Genomic DNA, 25,533 nt, shown 5'->3' with positions numbered 1-25,533 from the left:
AAATGTGCCGCGCTTGCTCATCCAACCATGCCACGATGCCGCAAGCAGCCTGGAGAGTGAAGCAACTTCGCTCGGATCGCCGCCCCACGACAAACCCTTTGCTGCGCAGTAAAATGGCCCCAGAATTGCTGCCCACTGACGTTGGCAAGATGATGCGAAGCGATTCTCGGGAGCCGGAAGGAGCCGGCAACCTCCAATTTGAAGTAAGTCCTGCGAATACAGCGCCTTACGCCAAAATCGGCCCGCCGGGATGTCAAGGTTGTATCCACGGTGTGGATACGGTGTGGATACGGTGCGTATACGGTGCGGCTCCCATAGGAATGGCTCTCGGCTTCCCACCGACACCCCTGCGGGAGCAGCTCCACCCCGGTGCTCGAGCAACGGCTATGGATTCTGGCGCCCGAACCAGCAGCAGCGCCGATCCCACGAGTGCGGCATCGAGCGGTTTGGTCGTGACAAGCATGGAGTCCGGTTTAACATAATTGGCAGTGCCATGCTTTGGTTCACCCATTGCCGGCTGAAGTTACAAATCGCCGCATCCCGCCGCAAAGCGGTCGCCAAGCTCTCCGAAGCGCCTCCTCCAGGCTCGCTCGGAGTGCTGACGAGTGCGCTGAAAGACCGGGATCCGGAAGTCCGGCGGTTAGCCGCCGCCGGGCTGGGCAAATTGCAGGGGAAGCGGCGCATCGAGCCCTTGCTGCGGGCCTTAAAGGACCCGAACGCGGAGGTGCTCAACGCGGCCATCCTCGCGCTCAAACGAATTCCGGATCGGCGAGTTGATCCGGCGCTGGTGCCGCTGCTGCGTCACGCGGATGCGGTTGTGCGCAGTTGCACGGCGCAGGTGCTCGGTCTCAGGGGGTGGCAGCCCGCCAAGGGCGAGGATGAAATGTGGTACCTGATCGCCAAGGGACAGTGCCTGCGGGCCGCGTCTTTTGGCGTCACCGCCCTGGCGCCCCTGGAAACGGTGCTCAACTCGGGCACTTACAGCTTGCGTGTGGCCGCGGCGCAGGCGCTGGCCGAAATTGGGGATCAGCGCGCCATTCCCCCGCTGCTCAGAGCGCTCCAATCAGAAGATGCAATGGTCTGCGCGGCAGCGGTGGATGCGCTGGCGCGGGTCGGAGGCCCGGAGGTCGGCGGACCGATCATGGCCATGCTGCACCACAAGAACAGCCATGTGCGCGCGGTCGCCGCGGAAGCCCTGGGCACTTTGGGGATCGCATCGGCAGCGGAGCCCCTGCGCGCGCTGCTGGCCGATCCCGCGTGGGATGTGCGCCTTGCCGCAGTCCAGACGCTGGGCCGGCGCAAAGACAGCGAGACCGTGGAAGCCCTCACACGGTCGCTTAACGACAAGGACGATGACGTGCGGGAGGCCACAACGATGGCGCTGGGGAGCATCGGCGACCGGCGCGCGATCGGGCCGCTGGTACTGGCGCTTACGGATTCGACCAGCGGTGTCCGGCGCATGGCTGCCGCGGCGCTGTCGCGCATTGACGAGAATTGGAACGCCTCGACCGAGGCGCAGGCTATGGTGGACGTGCTCAAGCCCGGCTTGAACAATCGGGACTCGGATGTGCGCCGCCTGGTCAGGCAGTTGCTGGTCAGCCTGGGGGCGGAGGAGCCAGAGGCTGTTCCCAGCGACCCGGTCTGGGAAATGTCCATCTCGACGGCGGAGAAGCGCCGCAAGCTGGCGGTCAACCTGTTCCTGGCGATCCTGGGCGACGCGGACCGCGACTTGCGGCAGGCCGCGGCCGACGCGCTGGGACGGTTGGGCGAGCACCGGGCCGAGGGAGCGCTGGCGCGCGCCTTGCGCGATCCCGATGCCGCGGTACGGTCGGCGGCGGCGCGCGCACTGCAGGCCATCACGGAGGCGCAGGCCACTGCGGAGGGTCGGTTCTAACGGCGACCAGGACCCGCTATGCCAGACTCAACCGCCAAACGAAAAACGCTGTTGTTCGTGGACGATGAGCAGGCGTTTCTCGCCAGTATTCAGGAGATTTTCTCCCGGATGGCGCACGGCAACTGGGACATCCATACCGCCCAAAACCACGCCCAGGCGCTGGCGCTCTTGGACAAACAGCAGGTGGATGTGGTGGTGCTGGACATCGGCATGCCGGGGATGGACGGCATACAATTCCTCCAGTTGCTGGGGCGCACGCATCCGGGCCAGCAGGTAGCGATGTTGACCGGGCGGATGACCGAGGAGAACCGCAAGGAAAGCCAGGAGAGCGGTGCCTTGTTGTTCCTCGAGAAGCCGATCACACCAGACGGGTTTGCGAGTGTCTTCGCCGCGCTGGATGCGCTGGCCGGGGCTCAACCACAGACGGGCTTCCGCGGCATGATGCGGCGGGTGGGCTTGCACGAGGTGCTTCAGGTGGAATGCCTGGGCCGCAAGTCCTCTGTGCTGGAGATCTTCACCGGCAAGGTGAGGGGGCGAATCTTCATCAGTGACGGCGCGATTGTTCATGCGGAGTCGGGCACACTAGGGGGGGAAATGGCGCTCTACGGTCTGCTGGCATTGCGCGGGGGAGAGTTTAACCTGCTGCCGTACGCGGAGCCGCCGCATCGCACAATCGAAGGCCAATGGGAATCCCTGCTGATGGAAGCGGCGCGATTGTCGGACGAAGGCCAGCAGGCCCAGGAACCGGAAGCCATCGCCCCTCCCCGGATTGAGCCTGGTGAAGAATCGGTGGCGGCAGACATAGAGTCATCGGTCTGCGAGACTTACATCCAAGAAATAGTCCTGTGCTCTGGGACAGGCGAGGTGCTTTATGAATGGCAAAGCAAGTCATTGGAGCAGCAACTGTATTTGCTGGAGCAACTCGAGCAGCACGCGGCGCAGGTGGGCGCCCTGGCCCCGGTAGGCCGTTTTGACCGCCTGGAAATCCTGGCTCAAGACGAGCGCATCGTCTGCCAGGTGCTCCCCGACCGGCGGGTGTGGGTGCGGAGCGTCAGAGCGAAGGAGGACCTCGCATGAGCGAAGCGATCGAGGCGTTTCTGGATGGCCACCTGCCGTTGCCGGGCGTGGCGGCTTGCAGCGTGCGGCTACCCGACCGCACGTGCGTGACCCGCTGTTATGATGCGGGATTTAATTCCGCGCAGGTGGAACAGGCGCTGGACCGGCTGTCAGCAACCGCTGATAGCCTGCGCCAGCAGGGTGTTCAGCCAGGGCGGTTGTGCTGGGTCTTCGATCGCTGCCGTGTTTATCTCGCCTTGCATCGGGACGGCGGCTTCCTGGCTTGCTTTGCCGAAAACCGTCCCGGGGCGACCAATACGACGCTGGAGAATCTTCTGGAATCCTTCATCGCCTTGCCGACCCTGGCAACCGCCACTGCGGGGTCTACCACCCGGCAGCCGAAAACCCGGCATTAATGATATAGCGCCTGAGCAAGGCGAGCAGGCCGGACCGCTATCGGTGGCTTTGGATAGACGACTGCGCCCTCAAAACCAAGCGCGCATTTGCCCGCTCACAATGTGGTTCTCGCCAAGCGACAGCGTTCAGCGCAAGCCCTTGCTGTTGATCACCCTTCCAGCCCAATGAAAGGACGGCCGGCGAATAGCGGCAGTCTGTGGCGCGGAGCTCCCCGATGCAACCTGGGGACGTCCTCAAAAGCCATGCGGCAATGTCGGCTTGGCCCGAAGGGCGGCACCACGCACTGCTACCGGCCTATGTGCTCCAACGCGTTTCGCATTGGGGCACTGGATACCTTGATGGCTCCGGCCATCGGGCGATTCATCTCCACGATCAGGAACAGCGCCGTCGCCACCGCCAGGGCGCCCAGGAACATTATGGTAAGCACCGTGGCATTGCGCGGCGCCAGCAGCCCGAAGCTGGTGTAGAGCAGCGTCAGCCAAAAAAGCAGGATGACCACGAAAGGCAGCGGCAGTGGAACATAGGCCTGTTCAATCTGCAGCCAGCGGGTGAGCAGTATTTCGTTGCCCAGTGCCAATGCCTGCGCCTGCAAGGCTTGCTGAGCCCCGGTTTGCGGCTTCAGCCCCCGCATCTGCTGCAACAGCTTCTCCATTGCAGCGGCGCGCTCAAAGCTCATCACGCCCAGCTCCGTGGGACTCTCTTCCGGCCATAGCATCTCGATGCCCGCGGTGACCATCCGGCGCAACGTCTCGCGGACTTCTTTGGTTTCCGGGCCATAGTTCGCCAGCAGGCGGTCCATCAGAATGACCTTTGCGCCGACTTGCGTGATGGCTGCATTGGTCGAGTCGAAGGTGCTCTTGGCGGAACTGACCAGCAAACCCAGGACCAGCGCGGCCATCATCGTGATCATGCCCGCTCCCATCTTGACGGCATCCTTTGAATCGGCGGTCAGATGATGTGCCGGCAGGAGTTTGCTAAGCGCCAGGCCGATCAACGTGCCACTAAAAACGCACCCGGCGGTAATCAAGGCGATCAACGTCCCACTCATGGTCTGCGGGCGCAAGACTAGCCCCGGATCAGCCCCGGTGTCGAGCGCGAACGGGGGCGGGAGTCCCGGTGAATCCAACTGACCTGGAATCCCAGTTGACCGGTCGGGCGGCAGACCCGCATAATCGCGCCTCGACAACGAGCCTGAGACCTTTGTAGTGGCTCCAGATTCGACCCGGCGGGTGAATTGCGTATGCAAAATGAATGTGAGCTAACGATCCTCATGCCGTGCCTGAATGAAGCGGAGACGCTGGCCCGGTGCATTGAGAAGGCGCGGGCGGGCCTGGCGCGGACCGGCGCGCGCGGCGAGGTGCTGGTCGCTGACAATGGCAGCACCGACGGTTCGGTGGCCATCGCCGAGAAAGCAGGGGCGCGGGTTGTCCACGTGAAGGAGAAAGGCTACGGGAGCGCCTTGCGCGGCGGGATCGAGGCGGCGCGCGGGAATTGGATCATCATGGGCGACGCGGACGATAGCTATGACTTCTCGGCCATCGAAGGGTTCGTGGCGAAGTTCCGCGAGGGCTATGACCTGGTCATGGGCTGCCGACTCCCGGGCGGAGGCGGGGTGATCGCGCCCGGAGCGATGCCTTGGAAGAATCGTTGGATTGGCAATCCGAGCCTATCGTTCATTGGTCGGCTGTTCTTCAAATGCCCGGCGCGGGACTTCCACTGCGGCCTGCGCGGATTGACCAAAGAGGCCTACCGAAAGCTGGAACTCAAGACCACCGGGATGGAGTTCGCTTCGGAGATGGTGATCAAGGCGACCCTGAAGTCGCTGCGAATTGCCGAGGTGCCGATTACGCTGCACCGGGACGGGCGATCACGGCGGCCGCATTTGAAGCCTTGGCGGGACGGGTGGCGGCACCTGCGGTTCATGCTGATCTACTCGCCGCGGTGGTTGTTCCTGGTGCCGGGCCTAGTGCTGGGGGTGCTGGGGACTGGGGCCGGGGCGGTGCTGACGATGGCACCGGTGCACATCGGCGGCGTGGAGTTCAGCACCGGCACGCTGGCGGTGGCGAGCATGTCCGTAATCATCGGCATGCAACTGGTTGCGTTTGCCTTCTTTACCAAGGTCTTCGCCGTCGGGGAGGGGTTGCTACCGCAGGACCCGAAGTTCTCGCGAGTGTTCAAGACCTTCACGCTGGAAAAGGGGATATGTGTTGGGCTGGCCGTGCTGGTCCTGGGACTAGCGCTGTTGCTGCACGCCCTGTGGGTCTGGAAACGAGCGGGCTATGGGATGCTGTCCTACGGCGACAATATGCGGCGGCTGCTTCCAGCGGTGACGCTAATAGTGGTGGCCATGCAAATTTGCTTTTCGAGTTTCTTCCTCAGCGTGCTGGGGTTGAAGACCGATTCACGACGTCCGCCCAACACTTGAACGACAGCGCCAGTTAGTCGTGCATGGGGGCTTCGAGGAGGCGGGGCTTGCGCTCGTGCAAGGGAAGCCAGATGCGGAAGGTGGTGCCGCGGCCAACCTGGCTCTCCAGTTCAATACGCCCGCCGTGGGCGCGGACAATCCGCTGGACAATCTTCAGTCCCAGACCGGTGCCCTTCTTCTTGGTGGTGTAAAACGGCTCGAAGATGCGGTTGATCTGCTCCTGCGGGATGCCGCCACCGGTGTCGGCGACGCTCACCCAGACACCGTCTGACCCTTCACCGGTTTGCAGGGTGAGGGTGCCGCCTTTGGTCATAGCCTGGAGGGCATTCTTGATCAGATTCACCAACACCTGCTGGATTTGGGTCGGATCAATCGGGGTGACAGGTATTGGGACGGCAAGCCGGGTCCGGACATTCAAGCCGCGGTTGTCGAGTTCGGGCCGGAGGAGCTCAAGGGTTTTGTGGACCACATCGTTCAGGGAGACAAGCTTGAGCTGCGGCAGGGTCGGCCGAATGGCGTGCAGGAACTGGGTGATGATGTAATCGAGGCGGTCTATTTCGCCGCGGGCGACGGAGAGGTATTGCTCGAGCTTGGGGACGATATCACGGGCATCGCTGTCACCGGCGCCAGCAGCCGCGCGGGCGCGCAGATGGCGTCCGGAGCCAGACTTGCCGCGCGGCTCGACCGAGGTGCCGGCTCTGAGCTTCTTCAACTCGCGTTCCATGAGCTGCAAGTGGATGTGCAGGGCGTTGAGCGGATTGCCCAGTTCATGGGCCACGCTGGCGGCAAGCTGGGTCAGCGCCTGCGTGCGCTCGCTCTCAATGGCCTCGATGGTCTTCTGCCGCGCCTCAGTGGCGTCGTGCAGGATAAGCGCGACCCCGGCACTGCCGGCGGTTTGCCCGTCGAGCGGCGCGGCGTAGAGCCGCAGGAACCGCGGGCGCGGATACTGCACTTCGAATTCATGGCGGACCACGCCCGAGCCTCCGGCGCTGTCGAAGCGACGAATCTTGTCCCACTCCAGTTCGGGGATGAAATTGGTGATGGGCTGGCCTTCGACGCTGGGCTGCAAACCCAGGAATCGTGTGACCGCCTGGTTGAAATAGAGAATGCGGCCAGTCTCGTCCACCACAAGCACGCCATCTTCGATTGTGTTGAAGAGGGTTTCCAGAAAGCTGCGCTCGCGCGCCAGGCGCTGCACAACGGTTTGCAGGCCGGCTTCGTCCAGCCGCCCAATGCGGGACAGCACCTTGTCAAGGAAGCTGGATTTGTTGCCCATGTTAAGAAGCGTGAAATGCAAACGGCAATGCGGGATGAGTGAACCAGGGAACGGGCGGACCGGTTCGCCCGCTGCGGCCGCGCGTCCGATGCCAAGGGTCGCGGGTGGCCTTGGTTAGAACCATTTCTTCCTCTTGAAATACCAATACGTGGCAGCCGTGGACACCATGGTCACGCCCAGGGCGACGGAGTAGCCGTATTTCCAATCCACCTCGGGCATGTGCCTGAAATTCATGCCATACCAGGTGCCCACCATCATCAGCGGAGTGGTGATGACCGTGATCATGGTCAGCAGCTTGACCACTTCGCTCGTGCGGTTGCTGGACATGTTCAGATAAACCTGAAGGATGTTCGTGAGCGTATCAGTGTATCCTTGCGCCAACTCGGAAATATGGAACAGCGCATCGTAAACGTCGCGGTAATAAGGAACCAGATGGGCACGGATAAGCTTGAACTCGCCACGCGCAAACCGGGCCAGGACCTCGCGCTGCGGCCCGATGATCTGGCGGAGGTGGAGCACCTCCTTCTTCACCTGCAGAATCTTGTTAAGTACTTGCTGGGTCGGATGCTGCAGGGCCTGCTGTTCGAGTTCCGCAATCTCAAGTGAGAGTTCGTCCAGGGCCGGCTTATAGTTGTCAACGATTGAATCCAGCAAGGTGTGCGCCACACGATCGGGGGCCCGGGCGATGTTCTTGGTAGCCTTGACGGCGCACTCTTCGGTATGCGACACGCTGCGCAGGGGGCCATCGTGATAGGTGACAAGAAAGTTCTTCCCGAGGAAGAAATTCAGCTCGCTGGTGGCAAAGACACCATCCTTCCGGCTGTAGTCCACGGCATGAATCACCATGAACAGGTACGGCGTAAACCAATCGCCCTCTTTGGGAGTGTACTCCTCCACCTTCGGCGAAGGGCTCGCCGCGATGCAATCCTCGATGGACAGCGGGTGAAAATGGAAGACGTCCTCCAGCACGTACTTGATCTCCTCGGGCGTGGCCTTCTCCAGGTCCACCCAAAGGAACAGGTTGGTATCGCTCAGCAAGGTTGGCATCAAGAACATCTCAATGTCCTTGCTGTGCAACCGGCCTTGCGTCGTAAATACCAGTGAGCGAATCATGCTACCGCCCTTGCCCGATCGAACGGGTCAGGCAGCAAGGAATGGTAGGCTCCCTTGCCCCGAAAGCAAGCCCCTTCAGGCCCGGCACGAAAGCGGCGTCCGAGATTCGCCCCGCCGGCGACTGTCTGAAGATCGAGCCGGGCTAGCGTTTAACGCCGTAGCGCTGCTGGAAATTGGCGGGCTCGGCACTGGGCGGCGGAGCAGGTGCAGGCTCCGTACCCGGTGACGGAGCCGGGTTGGCCGCGGTGGCGCCCGTCGCGTCAGCGAGGCTGGTGGTGGCTTTGAATACGCCCGCCACGACGCTTTGCTCGTTCTCCGGCGGCACGGCGAGGTAGATCTTGCCGGTAATCGTGCCATTAGTGATCTGGCCGAGTTCGAGCTTCATTGCGTAGCCCGAGGATATGGTCTTCCTCTGGGCCTGATAACGGGGGTTGGTCTTCCAGACTTTCACCAGTTGTGGAACTGCCCGGCCCCTCATGTCCTGCGAAACGGTAAACGTGCGTCCCGTGACGCCTTCCCCGGCGTTCGGGCGCAGGTAGATCAAAAAGGCCCGATCGGGCGCAGCGGCCGCACCCTGAACCAACTGCAGCAGGCAAGTGGGACCGACCTGATCCAGGCGGGCGGTTTCGACGACGAAATTGGTGCCGCAAATCATGCCATTGGCGCGGGCTTCCGGAATGGCTGCCTTATCCACATCCAGGGTCCAGAGGGGCGGGATCAGGGGTAATTCCTTTTCGGGCGCCGGGGCCGGAGGCTCTGCCGGGGCGGGTTCGGCGGCGCTGGCGCTGGCGTCCTGCTGCGCGGCAGCTCCGCTGGCCTGGTTGGCCGCTTCACTCCGTTTGGCCAGCCAAGCCTGGGCGTAAGGATAGCCCAGGTAGCCACCCGCTCCCAGCACGACCACCACCGCTCCCGTGGTCACCCACTTCTTCACGTTGCCTTTTCGGCCGGACTTTACCTCGGCAAGCGATTGTTCCAGCGCCGCAGCTTGAGGGGCCAGAGACCGCGTCGGGTTGGGGCGGCCAGACTTGGACAACCGCGCCTGCCCCGGCTTGGCGGCGGCGAAGGCCGCATGGGGTGGAGTGTCGGGCTTGGGGGGCACGGGAATCTCCTTCTGGCACGTGGGACATTGAATGTCGCGCCCGCACCATAGTTCGTCACATTCAATCTCTTGCCCGCAATGAGAACAGGTGAATCTTAGATCAGCCATAGCTATTATCTGGTTCCGTCGGGGCCGGAGTCCGCCACCGCCAGGTGGCCTCACTGCGCCGGCGCCAATCGAGGAGCATATACAACACGCCCGACGGGCCGCGTCAAGAAAATGCCGACACAGAAGCCTTGACCCGGGGACAAAAAATGAATTTCATCCGGTGCAAACGAGTCTCAGAGAGCACGGGCTCATGAGTGTTTGCGCGGAAAAGTATATGAGAACATTAGAGTATGGTTGGATGCGCTGGTCACTATTGGCTGGAGTATTGCTCGGCGGCATTGTTGGGCTGGCTGCCCCGGCGCAGGCTGCGCTCAAGAAGGTGTTGGTAGTGACGGTGACTACCGGATTCCGCCACAGCTCGATTCCCACGGCGGAAAAGGTGCTCGCCGAACTCAGCAAGGAAAGCAACGCCTTCACCGTGGACTACGCGCGCGTCGAGCCTGCTGACCCGCAATTCAAAGGCCCGGACGGCAAACCCGACAAGGACAAGGTCAACGCGGCCATCGAAAAGGTGCTCGCGGAGAAGATGAACCCCGCCGCGCTCAAGAAATACGACGCAGTGATCTTTGCCAATACCACCGGCGAACTGCCGCTGCCGGACAAACAGGCATTCCTGGATTGGATTAAATCCGGCAAAGGCTTTGTGGGGATGCATTCGGCCACCGACACCTTTCACAAGTTCGCCCCGTACATCGAGATGATCGGCGCCCAGTTCAAAACGCACGGCGCGCAGGTGGAAGTGGACGCCATCAATCAGGATAGCGAATGCCCGATTTGCCGCCATCTGCCCGGTAGCTGGAAGGTGTTCGACGAGATCTACCAGTTCAAGAACTTCGACCGCTCCAAAGTCCACGGCCTGCTGACCCTGGACGAACACCCCAACGATAAGACGCCTGGCGATTACCCGATCGCCTGGTGCAAAGATTACGGCAAGGGCCGCGTCTTCTACACCTCATTGGGCCATCGCGAGGATGTGTGGGACCCGGACTGGCCGGATCGCAAGAATCCCAAGGAAGTGGCGGAGGCCTACCAGAAACATATTCTGGGCGGGATCAAGTGGGCGTTAGGCCTGGAGAAGATGAACGCCAAGCCGCAGAAATTGGCGGTGGAATAAGCACAACCCCGACATCTTAAGCCCTCAGTCCAAAGTCCAATATGAACGAGAACGACAGCAATGCCCTGGAATACAACCGACGCGAGTTCCTCAAAGGCGGCTCGGTGGCCACGCTGATGACCATGCTCGGCGGCGTGGAGCTTTTCGCCCAAACCAACGCCGCGCCCGCCGGCGAGACCAAGACCCCAGCCGTCAAGATCAACGTGGCGGTCATTGGCCTGGGTGCGTGGGGCCGCGAGATCGTTAACACCCTCGCGCGGATGCCGCAGGCGACGCCCCCGATTGACGCCAAAATCGTCTCCGTTTGCGACACCTACCAGCCCTTCGTTACGCGCACCGCCAAACTCGCGCCTGGAGCGGCCCAGACGACAGATTATAAGTCGATCCTGGATAACAAGGACATCAAGGCCGTCATCGTTGCCACGCCGACGCACCAGCACAAAGAGATCGTGCTGGCGGCGTTGAAAGCGGGGAAGCACGTGTATTGCGAGGCGCCCCTGGCCGGCAGCATCGAGGACGCGCGAGAGATCGCTCTCGCGGCGAAAGCAGCCAGGCAACTGGTCTTTCAGTCGGGCCTGCAGATGCGCTCCGACCCGCAGCGCCATTTCCTGCTGCCGTTCATCCGCTCCGGCGCCCTGGGCAAGACCGTCCTCGCCCGCGCCCAATCGCACAAGAAGACAAACTGGCGGACTGCTTCGTCCAACCCGGCGCAGGAAAAGGCGCTCAATTGGCGGCTGAGCCGGGCCACCTCGCTCGGCCTCGTTGGCGAGATCGGGAGCCACCAGATTGACCAGGCGGGCTGGTTCCTCAACGCGCTGCCGACCGCGGTCACCGGCTTCGGCTCCCTCGCCTTCTGGAAGGAAGACCGCGATGTGCCAGACACTGTCCAGGCGGTGTTGGAATTCCCCGGGGACGTCCGAATGATCTATGATGCCACGCTGGTCAACTCGTTTGACGGCGAATACGAGATGCTCTACGGGAGCGATGCGGCGGTTCTGATGCGCGATGGCAAGGCGTGGATGTTCAAGGAAGTGGACTCGCCGCTGCTGGGCTGGGAGGTCTACGCCGACAAGCTCACCTTCTACAAAGAGACCGGCATCGCACTGGTCGCCGGCAAGAGCAAAGCCCCCCCTGCCAACGAGCAGCCCAAGCCGGCACAGGATGAACCCTTTACCAATACCCCGCTTTCGTTCGCACTGGGCAACTTTCTCCGCAATTCGGTGGACCTCGACACCGCGGCGGAGGATTACAAGGCCAGCTACGGCGAGGACGATCTGGAGGGCATGATGGAGCACCTGTCAGCCGTGCCGCGACGCGCAGCCGCCAGTTACCTGGAGGGCTTCCACGCCGTCGTCACCGCCGTGAAGGCCAACGAGGCCATTCTGGGCAACAAGCGGATCGAACTGAAACCCGAATGGTATCAACTGGCTTGAACAAGCCAGCCCCCCCCTCAAAGGCAGTATAACCAGATTAACCTGATGCGTTAAACCAATAAAAATGAATACAAAGAGACACACACTATTCGCAGGAACTATCACTTGTTTATTGCTGGCAGCGGCGTCCTTGCAGGCGGCCAGCCAGATGACCACCTACGCTGCGCGTTCAGGCAGCAAAATGAGAATCGAAGGCACCTCCAACATCCATGACTGGCAAGTGGAAAGCCCCTTCATCGGCGGCCTGATGGAGGTCGGCCCCGGCTTTCCGCTCGAACCCGGCCAGGCCGTGACTCCCGGCAAGGTGGAGGCCAAAGCCGAAGTCTTCATTCAGGTGCGCTCGCTCAAGAGCATCGAGAAAGACGGCAAACCCTACAGTGACAAGATGGACGAGATCATGTGGGAGCACCTCAAGGAGCCAGTCCACAAGCGGATCGTTTACCACCTGACTGAAATGACGCTCAAAGAGGCGCCCAAAGCCAAGGATGCCCCTTATGTGTTCGACGCCAAGGGTGACCTGGCCGTGGCCGGAGTGACTAACAAGATCGCAATGGTGGTCAACGTTCTGCCGTTGGCAGACAAGAAGCTGGAGATCACTGGCACGGTCGCGCTCAAGATGACCGATTTCAAAGTGAACCCGCCCGCCCCGAAGATCGCGCTGGGCCTCATCAAGACCGGCGACGATGTGAAGCTCATCTTCAAGTGGATCGTCGGGCAGCGGAAGCTCCCGGCGGCCTAGAGCAAATAGGGTAAAGCGCGGCCGGACGGGGTGCGCCCCAACCGCGGTAACGCAGCGGCGACGAGCGGGACGGTGAGCTTTTCGTAGCGGGCAAAGAGATATTCCACCCGGTGCCGGTCGCTGGGGAACGGTTCGGGCCGATAACAGCGGTCCACCGCCCGGTCCAGGTCCTGGTGCGCCTGGAGCAGCGCCGCGGGCATCGTCAACGGATCGCAGAGATCAGCCAGCGTCGAGGTCGGGCATTTGTCCCGGAGGGACAAGGCGAACATAGCCCAACGTTTCAACGTTGGGTAAGGGCCAGGTGGGGAGCAAGTCCCGAAGGGACGGTTGAAGGGTGATGACCAGGATCGCCGTGCAGCCGCCCCTTCGGGGCTCGGCCCGGTTCGTCGCCTGACACCCAACGTTGAAACGTTGGGCTATGGTCAATCATCCCGCCGGGATTGGCCGGCGAGGGCGGCCAAAGCTGTGGGTAATGCTCAGTCCAAAGGAGGAGAGGAGGAACGCCCCCGGTGCTTCGCGTCGGACAGATGCCTGTAGGGTCCCGTCGTCGTCGGGCGCAGCAAGCTCCGCCCCGTCCAGGACGTTGCGAAATCCCCAGCCACCAGTGCTTCAGAAAGTCACTGCGCCCGTGGCTGCCACTACTCGAAACGAATAGTCCCAAAGCAACTTGGCCGGTGGAAGTTGAGTTCATCCACCGGCGACCAGCAGCCCCAGTGCGGGTGGGAAGATTCGTCGGCGCACTTGAAGAAGTTGCCCCGCCATTCCTGGCCGGATGCCGCGCCCAGCGCCCCGAGGTATTGCCCGAACAGGCTGAATGGGATGAAGAACCGCAACGTCCACAGCACCGGCGCCGTAATCTCCGGGTCTATCCGCTGCGGCAGCGATGACCGGGCCTGAATCCTCTGGCCTATTTCGGCCGGCACCCGGGTGAACTCCTTAAAACCCTCCGGCGTGCGCTCTGGATTGGTGATGTAACTGCACAGGAACGCGCCACCGCAGTTGAATTCGAAGTTGAAGTAGCCCCGGTCCAGCCTGGGCTGCGCGAAAAACTCGACGCAACTGTCCTTCCAAACCTCCTGCATGTACTGGGTTCGCACGCACCGCACATAGCGATCCTGCACGCGGAAGATGCCGTAAATGCCCGTAACGACATAAAGCAGCCTGACAGAGGTCTGCGGGTGATGGCTGCTGCTCTCGGGGCGGAAATGGCGAATCTCCAGTGTCTCAGCACGCCCCCAGGCCGGATCTGTCCACTCGGCATCAAGGGCGGGCGCAACGGCGGCAGCTCGCACGGTGTAGTTCATGCAGCCCCATTCATAGCTGCCCCAACTCGGACTTCAACGGAATTGTGAGTGAAGGAAGACATCGAGCTGATGCTGCCATCCGCGAAATGACTTCGTCGACAGCCCAACTTGGCACCCCCAGCCGATCCTTCACACCACCGTGCTCCTTCAAAAGGAAGACCCGGCCAGAGGCCGGGTCTTACACTCCTACGCTCTTTGGCGGTTTAAACTACTTCCTCCTGCGGAGAGCCAACAGGCCCAGACCGACGGCCAAGAGCCCTAGCGTACCAGGCTCAGGAACAACGCCCAGGTCATAACGGGTTGTCACGCCGCTGACAGTGAATTCGAACCAGTCAACTTCGCCGGAGACAGCGCTGTCGAGGGCTCGCTGCTCGTCGTACAGCGGGTAGATGCCGATATTCACGCCCTGCTGAGAAGCATAGCCCCAGCTAAGAGGCAGCTGGCTCTGGTTCGCGATCGCGGCAGTCCCAAGAGCGCTCTTCACGGCAGCCCAAGTCGCGTACTTCGCGCCAGTATCCACAACTATCCAAGTGCCCTCTGTTGTCGCGTCAAACTCAAACCATTGCCCAGAAGCACGCGGATGGGCCGCTGGAGCTCCCCAACTGCTTGACTGGGTGCTCCACGGGACATACACGAGGTTGCGGTCAGAGGTGGCGCCACCCCTCGAAAGGGACAAGGTGATGCTGGGCGGCTGCCAACTGTTGGCGTTGTCACCAGTGATCCCGAGCGCACGGATCTTGATGCTGGAGATATTGTTCACAAGCGTCCCTGCCAGGTTGGCGGTGCCAATCAGGGCAGAATCAAAGGTCCACGCCGTGTTCATGGCGGGGACGGTAAATTTGAAGGCGCCAACACCGCCGACGTCCGCCACCTGGGTAACCGTTCCCGCCCCGGGGGTATAGACGTAGGTGGGGGTGGAATGCTTGATGGTTGTGCTCCAGCCGTTAGCCGCTAGGTTGTTGGGGTCCAATAGCAGGTTCACATCCGCCGCGCTGGCTAATGATGCCGCCATCGCAGCGATAACAAATAAACATTTAGTTTTCATGGGATCTTAGTAGGTATTCGGCCAGGTCTTAGATTTTGTAGCCATTTTGTGTTAGGTTCGGCCCTCAGTTCGCCCGATTGCCACCTCCGAGCGTACGTTGACCAAACATATAGCGCAATTATTCTACATAACGGCGCGAAGTCAATGATTTTCCTCTCTGTCTAACTAATAGACAAGCTTCCGCGTGGCACGCCACCGTGGCCTTACGCTGCGCCGGACCCTTGGGCGATGCCGGGCGACGCGATAGCGCATGGAAAGACGCCAGCCTGCCGCGCGCACAACACAGGATGGCCCGGCCAGTGCGGAAACACTCCAGCCGGGGAACGCCACCTTACGCTATCGGCGGACCGCGCGCCATCTCGGTTCACGGCCCGCTCCCTCGCGTGCCACGTGGATTTGGCGGCAACGTCAGACCGCACACCCCTCGCCCGGTGCCCGTCAAACCTCCCCCGAGCACCTGTTTGCCTAATAGACAAGCTGATTTGTCTTGCAGTCCGCCACCTAGTTGGGGGAAACTGTGAGCATGTAGCCAGCGGTCTTGTACTTGAGTCCCGGCAAATCGGGCCGCCGGCATGGCTATGCTAGTAGAGTAGTAATGCGCAACCAAACATAGAATGAAAAGAATCCTCTCCATGAATCGCCTATTCTCTCAACGCCGAACGCGCCCCAACCCGGGGATGAGGCTTAGGAAACTCACGCTTCCGCTTGTCGTGCTGGCCGTCGCAGCGGCGGCTGCGAGCGCGCTGGCCTCAACGCTAACGGTCATACCCATACCGACCTGGGCGACGAATAGCCAAAGTTCGGGTCCCGACGCAACCAATTACACGGGCATTCTGCACCAAAACGAAGGGCGTGCTATCACCCCGGACGGAAAGTACGTGGTAGGTCTCTGTTACGACCGCACCAATCTCATAACCGCTTGGTCCTCAGATTCTCATACGACTTACCTCCAGAACGCCCGCGACCAGGCAAGAGGTTATTTCTTCAACGTAACTGCCAACACTATTGGCCAGCAGCCGAGCACCGCGGGGTCTATCTGGCTCGCCGTCACTGGAGTGGGGTACCGCACAAACAATCTGGGCACCATAGAGGCAGTCTGCAACGGCTGGGGCGGCGGGGGGCCCTATCCATGTTGGAACATGACCACTGATGGCGGCACGAACTTGAACGTCGGCATCAAATGCCGGGACGCAACCGTTGACTTTACGAAAAGCGGCGGCCCAGTCATCCCGCTTGCCAATACCCTGGCAGCGACCACGAACTCCGACGCCTACTACTCCATCGCGTGGGGCTTTCAACCGTTCGAAAACAGCCTCAAATTCTGCTACACCTATCGTGGAAGTAATAGCTTTGGGAACGCTCATCTCACGATCAAAAACTACTTCCAATGCTACGACGGTGACGGGCAAAACGGGCACCCCGTTCAGACCGGTAACTACGTGCGCATTAACGGAATCGCCGCCACTGGCCGGTCGGTTGGCCAGTATGTTGATGGCGGCGCAGATTGGGGGGGGGCGCCCTACGAAGGATTTTTCGGCACTGCCGGAGGTATCCTCAACTTCGTCCTTGAATACCCACCGACAATAATGCCCGGGGCCGGAGCACCCCCCTACCAAAGCTATCAAAATATCTGGGTGTTTCCGGGCCTTGACGGCACTTGGACGGGTTCAGCCTGGGCGATCACGCCCGACGGCAACACGATATTTGGCCATTCGCCCACATATGCGACCGGCCCGTGGTATGGCTACAAAGCAATTGTGGGCGCGGTGACGAACACGTTTGAAAGCATTGCCCGGCTGCCCGATTTCGTTGACGCGGCACCCAAGCCGGGGGCGACCTGGGCGGTGACGCCCTTCGGTTGCAGCACCGACGGGCGCTACGCGGTGGGTACGTGCTATCGCGGAGCGACGCTGGGCGAACGAGCTGTGCTCTGGGATACCGGGGATGCGGACACGAACAACTGGACTGCGCTGGACTTGACCGACTACGCCACGTCGGAGGGCATCATGGGCAGCTTCACGAAGCTGGAGCGAGCGTATAGCGTTGGGGTCAACGCGGATGGGTATCCCGTCGTCACGGGATACGGGAAGTATACCGACGGTGCTGAGACGCGCAACCGCGCCTTTGTGCTGGTGGTGACCCCGGCGGTGGCACCCGCGGTTCGCCCGCAGATCACCTCCATCACGCCAGTGGGCGCAGGCAACCTTGCTATCAACTACACCAATACGGTAATCGGCAAGACCTATCTGCTGGAGTACAACACGAATCTTAATAATCTGGCGGATTGGTATTCGGCGGGCAGCAAAGAAGCGAGCGGCACTTCAGATTCGCAGACGGAAAGTTCCGTGACCTCCGCCGTGCGCTTTTATCGTGTGTCCTATACGCCGTGAGGCGCTGCCTCCCGGGGGCATTTGCCTTTCAGAAAGAGCCGGCCCAGCTTGCGTTGGTAACGCAGGCTGGGCCGTTCTGTTGTTTCCCGGCCTTGCGTTACAGCATCAGTTGGGAGTGCTCGCCGCCTTTCAACGGCAAGAAGCGCTTGGGTGGCGGACAGCCCCGTTGGGAGCTGTCGCTCTGGCTGAATGGGGCTTAGATTTCAACCGCGCCGTCGCGCGATCTGTACTTGGGAAGCGCCGAACACGGCGTCGCGCTCACGGATCGTTGAAAACAAACGTCCAGTTCGCCCCGCGTTTCCAATCCGGCTGGTCCCGGGTCACGCGCACGTAGGCCGCGCGTGCGTCCACAAAGGCGGCTCCACCACACCCCAGCCGCTTCTGGTCGTGCCAATAAGAGATCTCGAAGGGGTTAAGATTCTGCGAATACGCGCAAAGGGTGTTATCCACCACCAGAAGGCACTTTGAGGGGTTCTTGACCTGATCGAAGGTCTTGCCCACCAAACCCAGCCGGCCATCGCCGTCGTTGGCGTCGCTATTGTAAGTATAGCTCGTGCCGAAACGATCGAAGATTGTCGGCCGGCGCGCGGGCCAAAAGGCTCCCGGCAATGTCCCGGTGTCGCTCGGGCAACGAAACACCAGCGCCGCGCCGCCGGTATTGGTCCGGACTGGTCCGGTCAGGCAGACATACTCGTTCATGGCGCGCAATTGCGCGGGGAATTCCTTCCCCTGCTTGCCGCCGTAGTTCGCGTAGGCCCAAATGTAATCCCCGGGATTCGTGGGGCAGGAGAAGAACTTATTGTTGTTGTCGTTGCCGTACATCGTGTTGGCCACGCCCTGCTGTTTCAGGTTCGATAGGCACTCCGTCCTTCTGGCCTTCTCCTTGGCCGTCGCCAGGGCCGGCAGCATCAGGGCCGCCAGGATTGCAATGATGGCAATAACCACGAGCAGCTCAATGAGCGTAAAACCCTCTCTCGAAGGTTGCCCGGCGCGTCGGCCCTTCACCCAGATTCGTCGAGTTCCAGACATAAATGCGTGGCGCAAGTTCACCTGTAATGTATAACACCGCCGAATGCGCTCAAGGCCATTTAGCTTGTCTATTCGCAAGACAGGTAATACCCCGCCGGCACCCGCTCACGCCAAATGCCGGCGGCGGGTCGAGTCTGAGGACGCGATGCCATGGGCCTCACTGGAGAGCCCACCGCTTGCGTGAGGGGGAAAGGTGCGGCGGGACCAGCGCCCTCAGGCCCTCCCCGTGGCGGCAGGCGTCCCCGCCTGCCAGTCAGGGCGGCAGCTTGCCGCCCGAGTCCGCGCGCCCGCCGGCAACCATTCCGCCGGGCAGGAGGCCCGCCGCCGCTTGGTGGTCATAACAAGCAACGCCCGAAGCAATGCGTTTGGTCTGCCAGGATCGGAGAAGGCACCACTGACCTTACTTTTCGCTGGCGCGGTATCGCGGACCGGAATTCAATACTGGCATGATTCAATCCATCCCTGATGGTCCCGACTCGGCCTCCCGCTCATCCCGGCGCGAGTTCATTCGGCAAGCCGGTTCCGCGCTGGCGCTCGGCACGGTGATGTCCTCATTCACCGGCTGTCGCACAGGCCCCGACCCGCGCGCCGCCGACCGGAAAACGCTGGTAGGCTCCAACATTTTCGGCTGGGGCCAATACGCCCAGCGCGACAACAGGAAGCTGGAGGTGGAGGAGGTCATTTCGGCGCTGCGCGACACCGGTTACGATTACCTCGAGGGCTTCATGGATGTGGCCCACCCCGAGGAGAACGCCAGGCTCGCCGAGCAGCTTAGAAACAAAGGGCTGCAGCCGGTGAGCATCTACGTCGGCGCACGCCTCCACGAACCGGCCAGGGCCGGGGAGACGGTAGCGCGTATGCTGGCCGCGGCCAGGGTCTGCCAGCAGTCCGGGTTCCAGGTCATTAGCTGCAACGCCGCCCCTATCGGGCGCGAGAAGACCGACGCCGAGTTGAAGACGCAAGCGGCGGCGCTGAGCGAACTGGGCCAGGGCCTTAACGCGCTGGGCCTTAAGCTCGGAATACATCATCATCTGCCAGAGATGGCCAACCACGCGCGCGAATTCCACTACACCTTCGAGCACACCCAACCCGGCATGGTCGGCTTCTGCTACGACGTCCATTGGGTCTGGAAAGGAGGCGTCATGCCGCTGGATGCGCTCAAGCAATACGGCAACCGAGTGGTGACCTGGCACCTCCGCCAGAGCCGCGACGGAATCTGGTGGGAAGACCTGGACACCGGGGACGTGGACTACGCAGCCGTGGCCGCGTATGCGCGGGCGCACAAGTTGCCGCGGCGGTTCACCGTGGAACTGGCCCTCGAACCCGGGACAAAAATCACCCGCTCCGTGGTGGAAAACCACCGTCGCAGCCGCGAGTATGTGAGAAGGGTCTTCGAGACCGCATAAGCCGCCCTCGGTGTTGCCCACTTAACTGACAACCGGAATCTGCTTTCGGGCGCCGCGCATTTGCTCCAACTGGCAGCTCCACGGGTGGAACCTGGGCTGTAGCAGACAAAGCGTAGTGTGACCCCTCGGAAGCGCGTGAGTTAGCATCGTGCCCGTGCCCCTGCCCCGGGTGCATCCCGGCATCCTGTAACGAAACGACAACATTTCTGCTTGTTCCAGGGTCGCTTGCCGCATGCTGCGCCGAAGATAACGCGCCGATGCCCGGCTGTCCCCTTCCCCCAACAGCCTCATAAGTTCAAGATTCGGCACGTTTGGACGGTTTGTCCCCGGCTGGACCACGGACTGACCCCGGTGTGTATCCCATGGGGAGCGCTCCCCATGGGATACACACCGGGGTCTCGCAAGATTCCCATAGGTATCTCTCCGGCTTTTGCGGCGGAATCCAGCCGATTGCCATCAAACGGAAGGAAATCCTGTTCAGAAGTCCCAGCTACCCAGGGAGGGTGGGCATCCAGCATTTGCCCTTCCAATGCGCACTAATCCGACCAGGCGGCCATCCGTTGACCAGGTGCTGGCCGTCTCCTGCCCATCTTCCTGGCCGTCCACTGGCCATCCAGAAGCCGTTCAGGAACCGGTTCGGGGTGAACTCCGCAGCAGCGAAGCTCTGGCGGGGTTGCCCGCCGGGCTGAACCCCTGAGACGGTGGCCAAAGAAATCGCGTGTCCGCGGGAGCATTCCAGCGCGGAATCCCGTCATATCTGTCGTGAACACGATGAATTACGCCCTTTCCTGCGTCGCAGTCCTGATCGCATCCAGCCTGGGCACAACCATGGCTGGAGCAAGGTGCGCCGCCAAGCTGGCAGTCAATCGCCCCTACGTGGCGTGTATTCAAGGCGGCACGTATTACGCCCGCTGCGTGCCTTCCGGCAAATCCGACTCCGCCGGCTCCACTGATATCTACCGCGTCGGGCGGGAGAAAGACGAGCGCGTGACCCACTTCGACTGGTATAGCCGGGATGGCCTGGTGTTGGGATGGAGCCCGATCGCAGGCGAAGTGGCGGTCGTGGCCAGGCCCGGCGAACCCGCAGACACACCGGATAAGCAAATCGAGTTGAGCTTCTATCTCGGCGGCAAGCACCTCCGCTCCTGGACCACGGCCGATCTCCAGGAACTGGGCGCAACGGTCGGCGGGGCCATGGAGGCGGAACCAGTGACGCGCCGAGCCGAATTTCAACTGGGCGGTTGGGAGCAAATTGACAATAGCAACGAGTATGTGTTTTCCATCCAGTTCGCCGGCGGCAAGAAAGTGTCTTTCGACATCCTGACCGGCGGGGTGTACCGGCCGCACAAGCTGAGCCCGGAGCAAGCGAAAGCGCTCGCGGATGAAGCAGCCCGAAGCAAAGGCATCAAGCTGGAAAACTACGTCCTGAGCACGGCGCAATTCGACTCGCGCAAGGATGGCTGGCAGTTGTTCTACAACCACAAGCCCCCCGGCTATCCCGGCGGCCACTTCGCCGTCTACGTGAACGATGAGACCAAGGCCACGCGGTTCATCGGCGGGAGATGAATGGACATGAAAGCGGCAAACTCACCGGCACGAGAGGGTGAGAATGCTTGCGAGTGCCGAGTTCCGAAAGCCGCCCTGTTGCCTGCGGTAGCGCACCCGTGCCGTCGCCCTGGATCAGCTTACGGAGTCAGGAGCAAACGGTAGAAGCGCTGGGGGGTGTTGGCGGCGGAGGGATCCACCCACCAGAACAAACCGTTGGTGCCGGACAGGGTGCAGAGGTTGGACCAGCCGCCCCAGTCGCCGGTCCACTGGAGAACATAGTTTACGTTGGGACTGCCTCCCATGCCCAATTGCACTGAATTGTCCGGGAGCTGGCTTATGGAATTGAACCAGCCCGGCTGAGCCGGCAGGACTCGCAGCGCCACGAGGCCATTGTTGGCGCCCAGGGCATAAACGCGGTCGCCGCCGAAGTCCACCGAACCAGTGCCGCTGCCGGTATTGTCGTTATCGGTAGCGAAGTTGGTCGAGGTGATGAACACGGGCGTGCCGCTGGCAGGCGTGAGGTTGTAGAGACGAAGATTGTTGCCGGAAACGCCGACGTTAATGCCCGCCAGCAGGTTCAACTGCGGGCTCACGCCAATGGGTGCCACGCTGCCCGGAAAATCCGGATTGGCATGGCTGCGCATGGTGGTCCCGCTGCCCGCCGCCAGATCAAAGGAGACCTGGCGCAGGTTCTGCGAGGTCGCTTTGCCCCAGAACGTGTTGCCGGCGCCAAAAGCCAGGCCCAAGCCAAAGGCGCCCGTGGGGGCGTCTGCCACAGTGACGAGCTTCGAGGTGAAGGTTGTCCCGTTCGCCGTGCTGAGCACCGCCACGACGTTACCGTTGCGCGAGGCGACAATGACCTGGGTGTTGGTTCCCGCGCCGCGCACGTCCATGGTGTCACCCCAGCGCTGGTTGTTGCCCGCGCCGGGGTCGCCCGAGTAGGCCACCGTCGGCACAGTATTCGAGTTGTCATTGGCCCAGCGATAGAGCTTGAAGGCGGTGCTGGTGCCGCCCGTGGTCAGGTTGCCGGCATAAACCGCGCCATCGTCCGCCGCCCCGACCATGAGCAAATAGTAGGATGAGGAGTAGCCGCCGGTGACCCCGGTGGTGTTCAGGGTCCACAAGTCGGCGCCGGTGTCAGCGTCGAGCACATGGACCGCCGTGGAGGTGCGCTTGACCAGCAACAAGTGCCGCGTCAGGGGGTTGTAGGCCATCCCGCGCTCATCGGGCAATGCAGTTGTGGTGAGGTAGGGCCGTTCCCCGGGGGCCAGACTCCACAGGCGCGACCAACCGCCGGCGGGAAAGGGCGGATTGACCGTAAGCGTGGCCACTTCGCTGGTCACGGCGCCGTAGCTGTTTGCCACCACCACGGTGTACGAACCGGTCTGGTTGGTCGTCACACCGCTCCACACCAGGCTGGCGCTGGTAGCTCCGGGCAGGTTCGTGCCGTGACATCGCCACTGGTAACTCAACGGAGACGGCCCCACCGCGCCCACCGTCAGCGCCACACTCTCCCCGGCGATGATTGTTCGTCCCTGCGGTTGGACCGTGATCACCGGCACGGTAACAGGCACCTCGACCCGCACATTGTCCAACACGCCGAAGCTCAGGTTGGTGTTGTCCGTCAGCGACGTGAACATATCCCAGTAGCCCACAAACACATTGCTGGCTGCGAACACCGCGTTGGTGAAAGCTGCCAGCCGGATCCCGTCTATTGCCCATTCGACCACGTTGCCCCGCCGTGCCACGATCACCTCCCGCCAGCCGAACCCAATGGCCCCATCGGCCAGCGTGCCGCTCTGCTGCGGGTAGTTGCTCTGCTGCCACGCGGGCGCCACCGTCCCGCCGGGAAACGCCTCCACATGATAAGGATGGCTGCTGCCCTTCGCGTTCGATTCCGTCCCCGCCGTATAAACGCCCGTGGTGGCGCCCTGCATCGAAGTCCCGGCGTAGGCGCAGAAGTCCCCGGAGTTGTCAGAGCTGTCACCCGCCTGGCCCTCGCCGTCCACCGCAAACCAGTAGCCGTCGGCCGTGCTGCCGCTGCCGGTCCAATGCACGCGGTTGCCCACGGTGCCAATCCCGGCGGTGGCGTGCTGCGAAGAGCCGCTGCCCCCAGCGGGGAAAGGCCCGTTGGCATTCATCCACAGGTCAAAGCGAAGCCGATAGTCGCCCGCGAAGGTTCGGTTGATGGGGGAAAGGGACAACGCGGCCGTTGCTCCCGCCGTCATGTTTGCCTCCAGACGCAGCCCGCGGGTTGTCCCGCCCGTCGAATGCGGCGCGGCGGGGATGCCGATGGCGGAGTAGTCGTAGTTGAACGTGACCCGCGTGTCGGTCGAACTCTTGCTGAGCTGCCAGAGGGCTGAGCTGTTGGTGTCGAACGTGTCCAGGAACGCAATCGTCTGCGCGGGATAGACCGTGAGTGACATGACCCGACTGGTGACGCTGCCGCTGGCATTGGTGACTACGCAGAGGTAGTTGCCGGCGTTGGTCAGTTGCGCGGCAGCGAAGCTCAATTGGCTCGTCGTCGCGCCCGCGACGTAGTTCCCGTTAAACTTCCACCGGTAGGTGAGCGGTGTCGTGCCGCTGGCCGAAACGCTCAGGGACACCGGGCTGCCCTCATCCACCACCCGGCTCAGCCCGGCCATGGAAAGTGTCGGCGCCGGGCTGGCGGGGTACTCATCCGCCACATGGGCCACGAGGTCGTCGTCCAGATAGACCAGTTTGGTGCTGATGCCCTGGGCATTAACCTTGACCAGCACACAGCCGATGGTTTTGACCGATGTGCCGCCGGAAATGGTATGACTGGAATAGGTGTAGGCGATCTTATCGGTGTTACTGGTGAGCGTGCCGGCCTCGACGCCGCGTTCGCCGTCCGAGGAGGGCGCCTCCATGTACACCGTGCCCTGCCCGTTGGGCACGACCACGTCGTTGTACAGCGGATAGCTCCGCATATAGATGTGGTTGTTGCCCGAGAGAGCCAGGTCCACTCCATACTGATCGCAGAAGCCCTTCCAGTTGGCATACCAACTCGTCCGGCCGTCCTGCGCGTAGAACCACTGATAATGTTCCGCCAGGAAGATATACTCATACTGCCCCGCCAGGCTTTGGATGACCCCGCCCGCCCAGGCCTTGGCCGCGGCCTCGGCAGCACTGTTGCCGCTCATTACCTCGTTGTTGAATGTGATGAACAAGACGTTGTTGTAGATGAACCAGTAGCAGACGCCCTCCTGGCCGGCGTAACCGTTGAGCGGCAAATGGTTCACCACTTTGAAGTAATCCGAGCTGTAGGTCGAACTCCGCGTCATGTAATCATGGTTGCCCAGCAGGTTGGCGAACATGTAGTTCTTGATGAAGTCCTGCGCATACATGTTCGTCCAGAACGAGTAACTGCCGCCCCAGGCAATGGTGTCGCCGGTCGAGAAGATGAAATCCACGCCGGGGTCAATGGCCGCCGCGGCATTGATCGCCCGGATGGCGTCGCTCAGACGGCCGGGAATGGGCGTGTAAGCGTGGAAATCGCTGATCCAAATGAAGCTGAACTCGCCGGGTCCGGCGGTCTTGAAGTAACGGATCGTGCTGCAGGCGCCGCCGCCCGTGCAGACTTTGTACATGTAGTTCGTGCCCGGTTCCAGGCCGGTCAGATTCACGCCATAATCCAGGAAAATTGCGCTCTCATAGAAGTCCTGGTTGCTCGCGGTCTTGGAATAGACGCCGTCGAAGATGTCGCAATACTGGTAGGTGCCCGGCACATTCACCGCGTGCGCCCAGGCGGTATCGGACGTCTTGGTGTAAGTGAGGTAACAGCTGGTCTGGGCGATGTCGGCGTGCCAACCGACGTTCATCTGCGTAGAGCAATCCTGACCCGGATTGGTGACAATCCCATACACCGCCGAAGTGGTTGCCCCCTGTGCGGCAAACCCGAAACCAAGAACCGCAGCGACCAAGGGCAGACAAACCGCAGCCCTCAAGACCACCCTGCGCCACCCGCTGTCACTTTGCCTCCGATCCGCCGCGGCTCCTTGAAACATGTGGACACTCATTGATTCCATCATTTTACCTGTTTAGCAAACTACCTGGTGCAAGTCAATCTCGAAAAGCGCCAAACCACACCTCGCGCCAGGGCCAGTGACAAAGTGT

At 61.8% G+C, this 25,533-nt stretch carries 18 protein-coding genes and 1 pseudogene; 10 read left to right on the top strand and 9 right to left on the bottom strand.

All coding sequences use genetic code 11. The annotated features are described in order from the left end of the window. Window positions 1–493: 493 nt before the first annotated feature. Genes P5205_07170 through P5205_07160 form a run of 3 tightly spaced genes read left to right on the top strand, consistent with a single transcriptional unit; the run spans window position 494 to window position 3,366 of the window. On the top strand, window positions 494–1,894 hold the full coding sequence (locus tag P5205_07170; GenBank protein HSA10138.1) for a HEAT repeat domain-containing protein: 1,401 nt from the start codon (window positions 494–496) through the stop codon (window positions 1,892–1,894). 18 nt (window positions 1,895–1,912) lie between these two features. Continuing rightward, window positions 1,913–2,971 (top strand): response regulator, encoded by a 1,059-nt coding sequence (locus P5205_07165; GenBank protein HSA10137.1) that lies wholly within the window; start codon window positions 1,913–1,915, stop codon window positions 2,969–2,971. Beyond that, entirely contained in the window at window positions 2,968–3,366 is a 399-nt protein-coding gene (locus tag P5205_07160) for a hypothetical protein (GenBank protein HSA10136.1), read from the top strand. Before P5205_07165 ends, P5205_07160 begins: the two co-directional genes overlap by 4 nt. A 287-nt stretch (window positions 3,367–3,653) precedes the next feature. Here P5205_07160 and P5205_07155 read toward each other — a convergent pair whose 3' ends face one another. Next, a complete protein-coding gene (locus P5205_07155; GenBank protein HSA10135.1) occupies window positions 3,654–4,415 on the bottom strand; it encodes a DUF4239 domain-containing protein in 762 nt (253 codons plus the stop codon). Window positions 4,416–4,607: 192 nt separating this feature from the next. Here P5205_07155 and P5205_07150 point away from each other — a divergent pair, with 192 nt between their 5' ends. After that, entirely contained in the window at window positions 4,608–5,792 is a 1,185-nt protein-coding gene (locus P5205_07150; GenBank protein ID HSA10134.1) for a glycosyltransferase family 2 protein, read from the top strand. Window positions 5,793–5,805: 13 nt separating this feature from the next. On the opposite strand, the gene P5205_07145 is transcribed toward P5205_07150, so the two are convergent. The 3 genes from P5205_07145 to P5205_07135 all read right to left on the bottom strand — a co-directional run bounded on the left by P5205_07145 (window position 5,806) and on the right by P5205_07135 (window position 9,388). Further along, entirely contained in the window at window positions 5,806–7,068 is a 1,263-nt protein-coding gene (locus P5205_07145; protein HSA10133.1) for an ATP-binding protein, read from the bottom strand. A 114-nt stretch (window positions 7,069–7,182) separates the two neighbouring features. Next, window positions 7,183–8,181, bottom strand: a complete 999-nt coding sequence (gene corA, locus P5205_07140; GenBank protein ID HSA10132.1) for a magnesium/cobalt transporter CorA — start codon at window positions 8,179–8,181, stop codon at window positions 7,183–7,185. 142 nt (window positions 8,182–8,323) lie between these two features. Next, window positions 8,324–9,388 (bottom strand): hypothetical protein, encoded by a 1,065-nt coding sequence (locus tag P5205_07135; protein HSA10131.1) that lies wholly within the window; start codon window positions 9,386–9,388, stop codon window positions 8,324–8,326. Between the two features lie 214 nt (window positions 9,389–9,602). Here P5205_07135 and P5205_07130 point away from each other — a divergent pair, with 214 nt between their 5' ends. From P5205_07130 to P5205_07120, 3 genes are all read left to right on the top strand, one after another. After that, entirely contained in the window at window positions 9,603–10,502 is a 900-nt protein-coding gene (locus tag P5205_07130; protein HSA10130.1) for a ThuA domain-containing protein, read from the top strand. 41 nt (window positions 10,503–10,543) lie between these two features. Further along, window positions 10,544–11,935 (top strand): Gfo/Idh/MocA family oxidoreductase, encoded by a 1,392-nt coding sequence (locus P5205_07125; GenBank protein HSA10129.1) that lies wholly within the window; start codon window positions 10,544–10,546, stop codon window positions 11,933–11,935. Window positions 11,936–11,999: 64 nt separating this feature from the next. Further along, window positions 12,000–12,674 (top strand): YceI family protein, encoded by a 675-nt coding sequence (locus P5205_07120; GenBank protein ID HSA10128.1) that lies wholly within the window; start codon window positions 12,000–12,002, stop codon window positions 12,672–12,674. On the opposite strand, the pseudogene P5205_07115 reads toward P5205_07120, so the two are convergent. From P5205_07115 to P5205_07105, 3 genes and pseudogenes are all read right to left on the bottom strand, one after another. Beyond that, window positions 12,671–12,925: pseudogene (locus tag P5205_07115) on the bottom strand (hypothetical protein). The gene P5205_07120 and the pseudogene P5205_07115 overlap by 4 nt on opposite strands. 387 nt (window positions 12,926–13,312) lie before the next feature. After that, window positions 13,313–13,978: a carbohydrate-binding family 9-like protein gene (locus P5205_07110; protein ID HSA10127.1), complete on the bottom strand. Its 666-nt coding sequence runs from the start codon at window positions 13,976–13,978 to the stop codon at window positions 13,313–13,315. A gap of 208 nt (window positions 13,979–14,186) precedes the next feature. Then, window positions 14,187–15,023 (bottom strand): PEP-CTERM sorting domain-containing protein, encoded by an 837-nt coding sequence (locus P5205_07105; GenBank protein HSA10126.1) that lies wholly within the window; start codon window positions 15,021–15,023, stop codon window positions 14,187–14,189. A 632-nt stretch (window positions 15,024–15,655) separates the two neighbouring features. Between P5205_07105 and P5205_07100 the strand changes: the two genes are divergently transcribed. Next, window positions 15,656–17,413, top strand: a complete 1,758-nt coding sequence (locus tag P5205_07100) for a hypothetical protein (GenBank protein HSA10125.1) — start codon at window positions 15,656–15,658, stop codon at window positions 17,411–17,413. A gap of 258 nt (window positions 17,414–17,671) precedes the next feature. Here P5205_07100 and P5205_07095 read toward each other — a convergent pair whose 3' ends face one another. Beyond that, the gene (locus tag P5205_07095) at window positions 17,672–18,442 is read right to left on the bottom strand and encodes a prepilin-type N-terminal cleavage/methylation domain-containing protein (protein HSA10124.1); all 771 of its coding nucleotides are present in this window, start codon (window positions 18,440–18,442) and stop codon (window positions 17,672–17,674) included. 446 nt (window positions 18,443–18,888) lie between these two features. Between P5205_07095 and P5205_07090 the strand changes: the two genes are divergently transcribed. Then, complete coding sequence (locus P5205_07090; GenBank protein ID HSA10123.1) at window positions 18,889–19,848, top strand: TIM barrel protein; 960 nt, start codon at window positions 18,889–18,891, stop codon at window positions 19,846–19,848. A 771-nt stretch (window positions 19,849–20,619) separates the two neighbouring features. Beyond that, complete coding sequence (locus P5205_07085) at window positions 20,620–21,414, top strand: hypothetical protein (GenBank protein HSA10122.1); 795 nt, start codon at window positions 20,620–20,622, stop codon at window positions 21,412–21,414. 119 nt (window positions 21,415–21,533) lie between these two features. Here the strand turns inward: P5205_07085 and P5205_07080 are convergent, their stop codons facing one another. After that, entirely contained in the window at window positions 21,534–25,424 is a 3,891-nt protein-coding gene (locus P5205_07080; protein HSA10121.1) for an immunoglobulin domain-containing protein, read from the bottom strand. Window positions 25,425–25,533 lie beyond the last annotated feature (109 nt).

The sequence above is a fragment of the Candidatus Paceibacterota bacterium genome, assembly GCA_035452965.1.
GTDB lineage: Bacteria > Verrucomicrobiota > Verrucomicrobiia > Limisphaerales > UBA8199 > UBA8199.
The sequence above is the reverse complement of the archived record's forward strand: the minus strand, read 5'-3'. Positions and strand labels throughout refer to the sequence as shown.

Bases quoted from the DNA above. Each gene is read 5' to 3' on its own strand.
- P5205_07105 (HSA10126.1), bottom strand. From the start codon at position 15,023: ATGAAAACTAAATGTTTATTTGTTATCGCTGCGATGGCGGCATCATTA.
- P5205_07110 (HSA10127.1), bottom strand. From the start codon at position 13,978: ATGAACTACACCGTGCGAGCTGCCGCCGTTGCGCCCGCCCTTGATGCC.
- P5205_07165 (HSA10137.1), top strand. From the start codon at position 1,913: ATGCCAGACTCAACCGCCAAACGAAAAACGCTGTTGTTCGTGGACGAT.
- corA (HSA10132.1), bottom strand. From the start codon at position 8,181: ATGATTCGCTCACTGGTATTTACGACGCAAGGCCGGTTGCACAGCAAG.
- P5205_07095 (HSA10124.1), bottom strand. From the start codon at position 18,442: ATGTCTGGAACTCGACGAATCTGGGTGAAGGGCCGACGCGCCGGGCAA.
- P5205_07135 (HSA10131.1), bottom strand. From the start codon at position 9,388: ATGGCTGATCTAAGATTCACCTGTTCTCATTGCGGGCAAGAGATTGAA.
- P5205_07085 (HSA10122.1), top strand. From the start codon at position 20,620: ATGAATTACGCCCTTTCCTGCGTCGCAGTCCTGATCGCATCCAGCCTG.
- P5205_07170 (HSA10138.1), top strand. From the start codon at position 494: ATGCTTTGGTTCACCCATTGCCGGCTGAAGTTACAAATCGCCGCATCC.
- P5205_07130 (HSA10130.1), top strand. From the start codon at position 9,603: ATGAGAACATTAGAGTATGGTTGGATGCGCTGGTCACTATTGGCTGGA.
- P5205_07155 (HSA10135.1), bottom strand. From the start codon at position 4,415: ATGAGTGGGACGTTGATCGCCTTGATTACCGCCGGGTGCGTTTTTAGT.
- P5205_07090 (HSA10123.1), top strand. From the start codon at position 18,889: ATGATTCAATCCATCCCTGATGGTCCCGACTCGGCCTCCCGCTCATCC.
- P5205_07080 (HSA10121.1), bottom strand. From the start codon at position 25,424: ATGTTTCAAGGAGCCGCGGCGGATCGGAGGCAAAGTGACAGCGGGTGG.
- P5205_07150 (HSA10134.1), top strand. From the start codon at position 4,608: ATGCAAAATGAATGTGAGCTAACGATCCTCATGCCGTGCCTGAATGAA.
- P5205_07145 (HSA10133.1), bottom strand. From the start codon at position 7,068: ATGGGCAACAAATCCAGCTTCCTTGACAAGGTGCTGTCCCGCATTGGG.
- P5205_07100 (HSA10125.1), top strand. From the start codon at position 15,656: ATGAATCGCCTATTCTCTCAACGCCGAACGCGCCCCAACCCGGGGATG.
- P5205_07160 (HSA10136.1), top strand. From the start codon at position 2,968: ATGAGCGAAGCGATCGAGGCGTTTCTGGATGGCCACCTGCCGTTGCCG.
- P5205_07125 (HSA10129.1), top strand. From the start codon at position 10,544: ATGAACGAGAACGACAGCAATGCCCTGGAATACAACCGACGCGAGTTC.
- P5205_07120 (HSA10128.1), top strand. From the start codon at position 12,000: ATGAATACAAAGAGACACACACTATTCGCAGGAACTATCACTTGTTTA.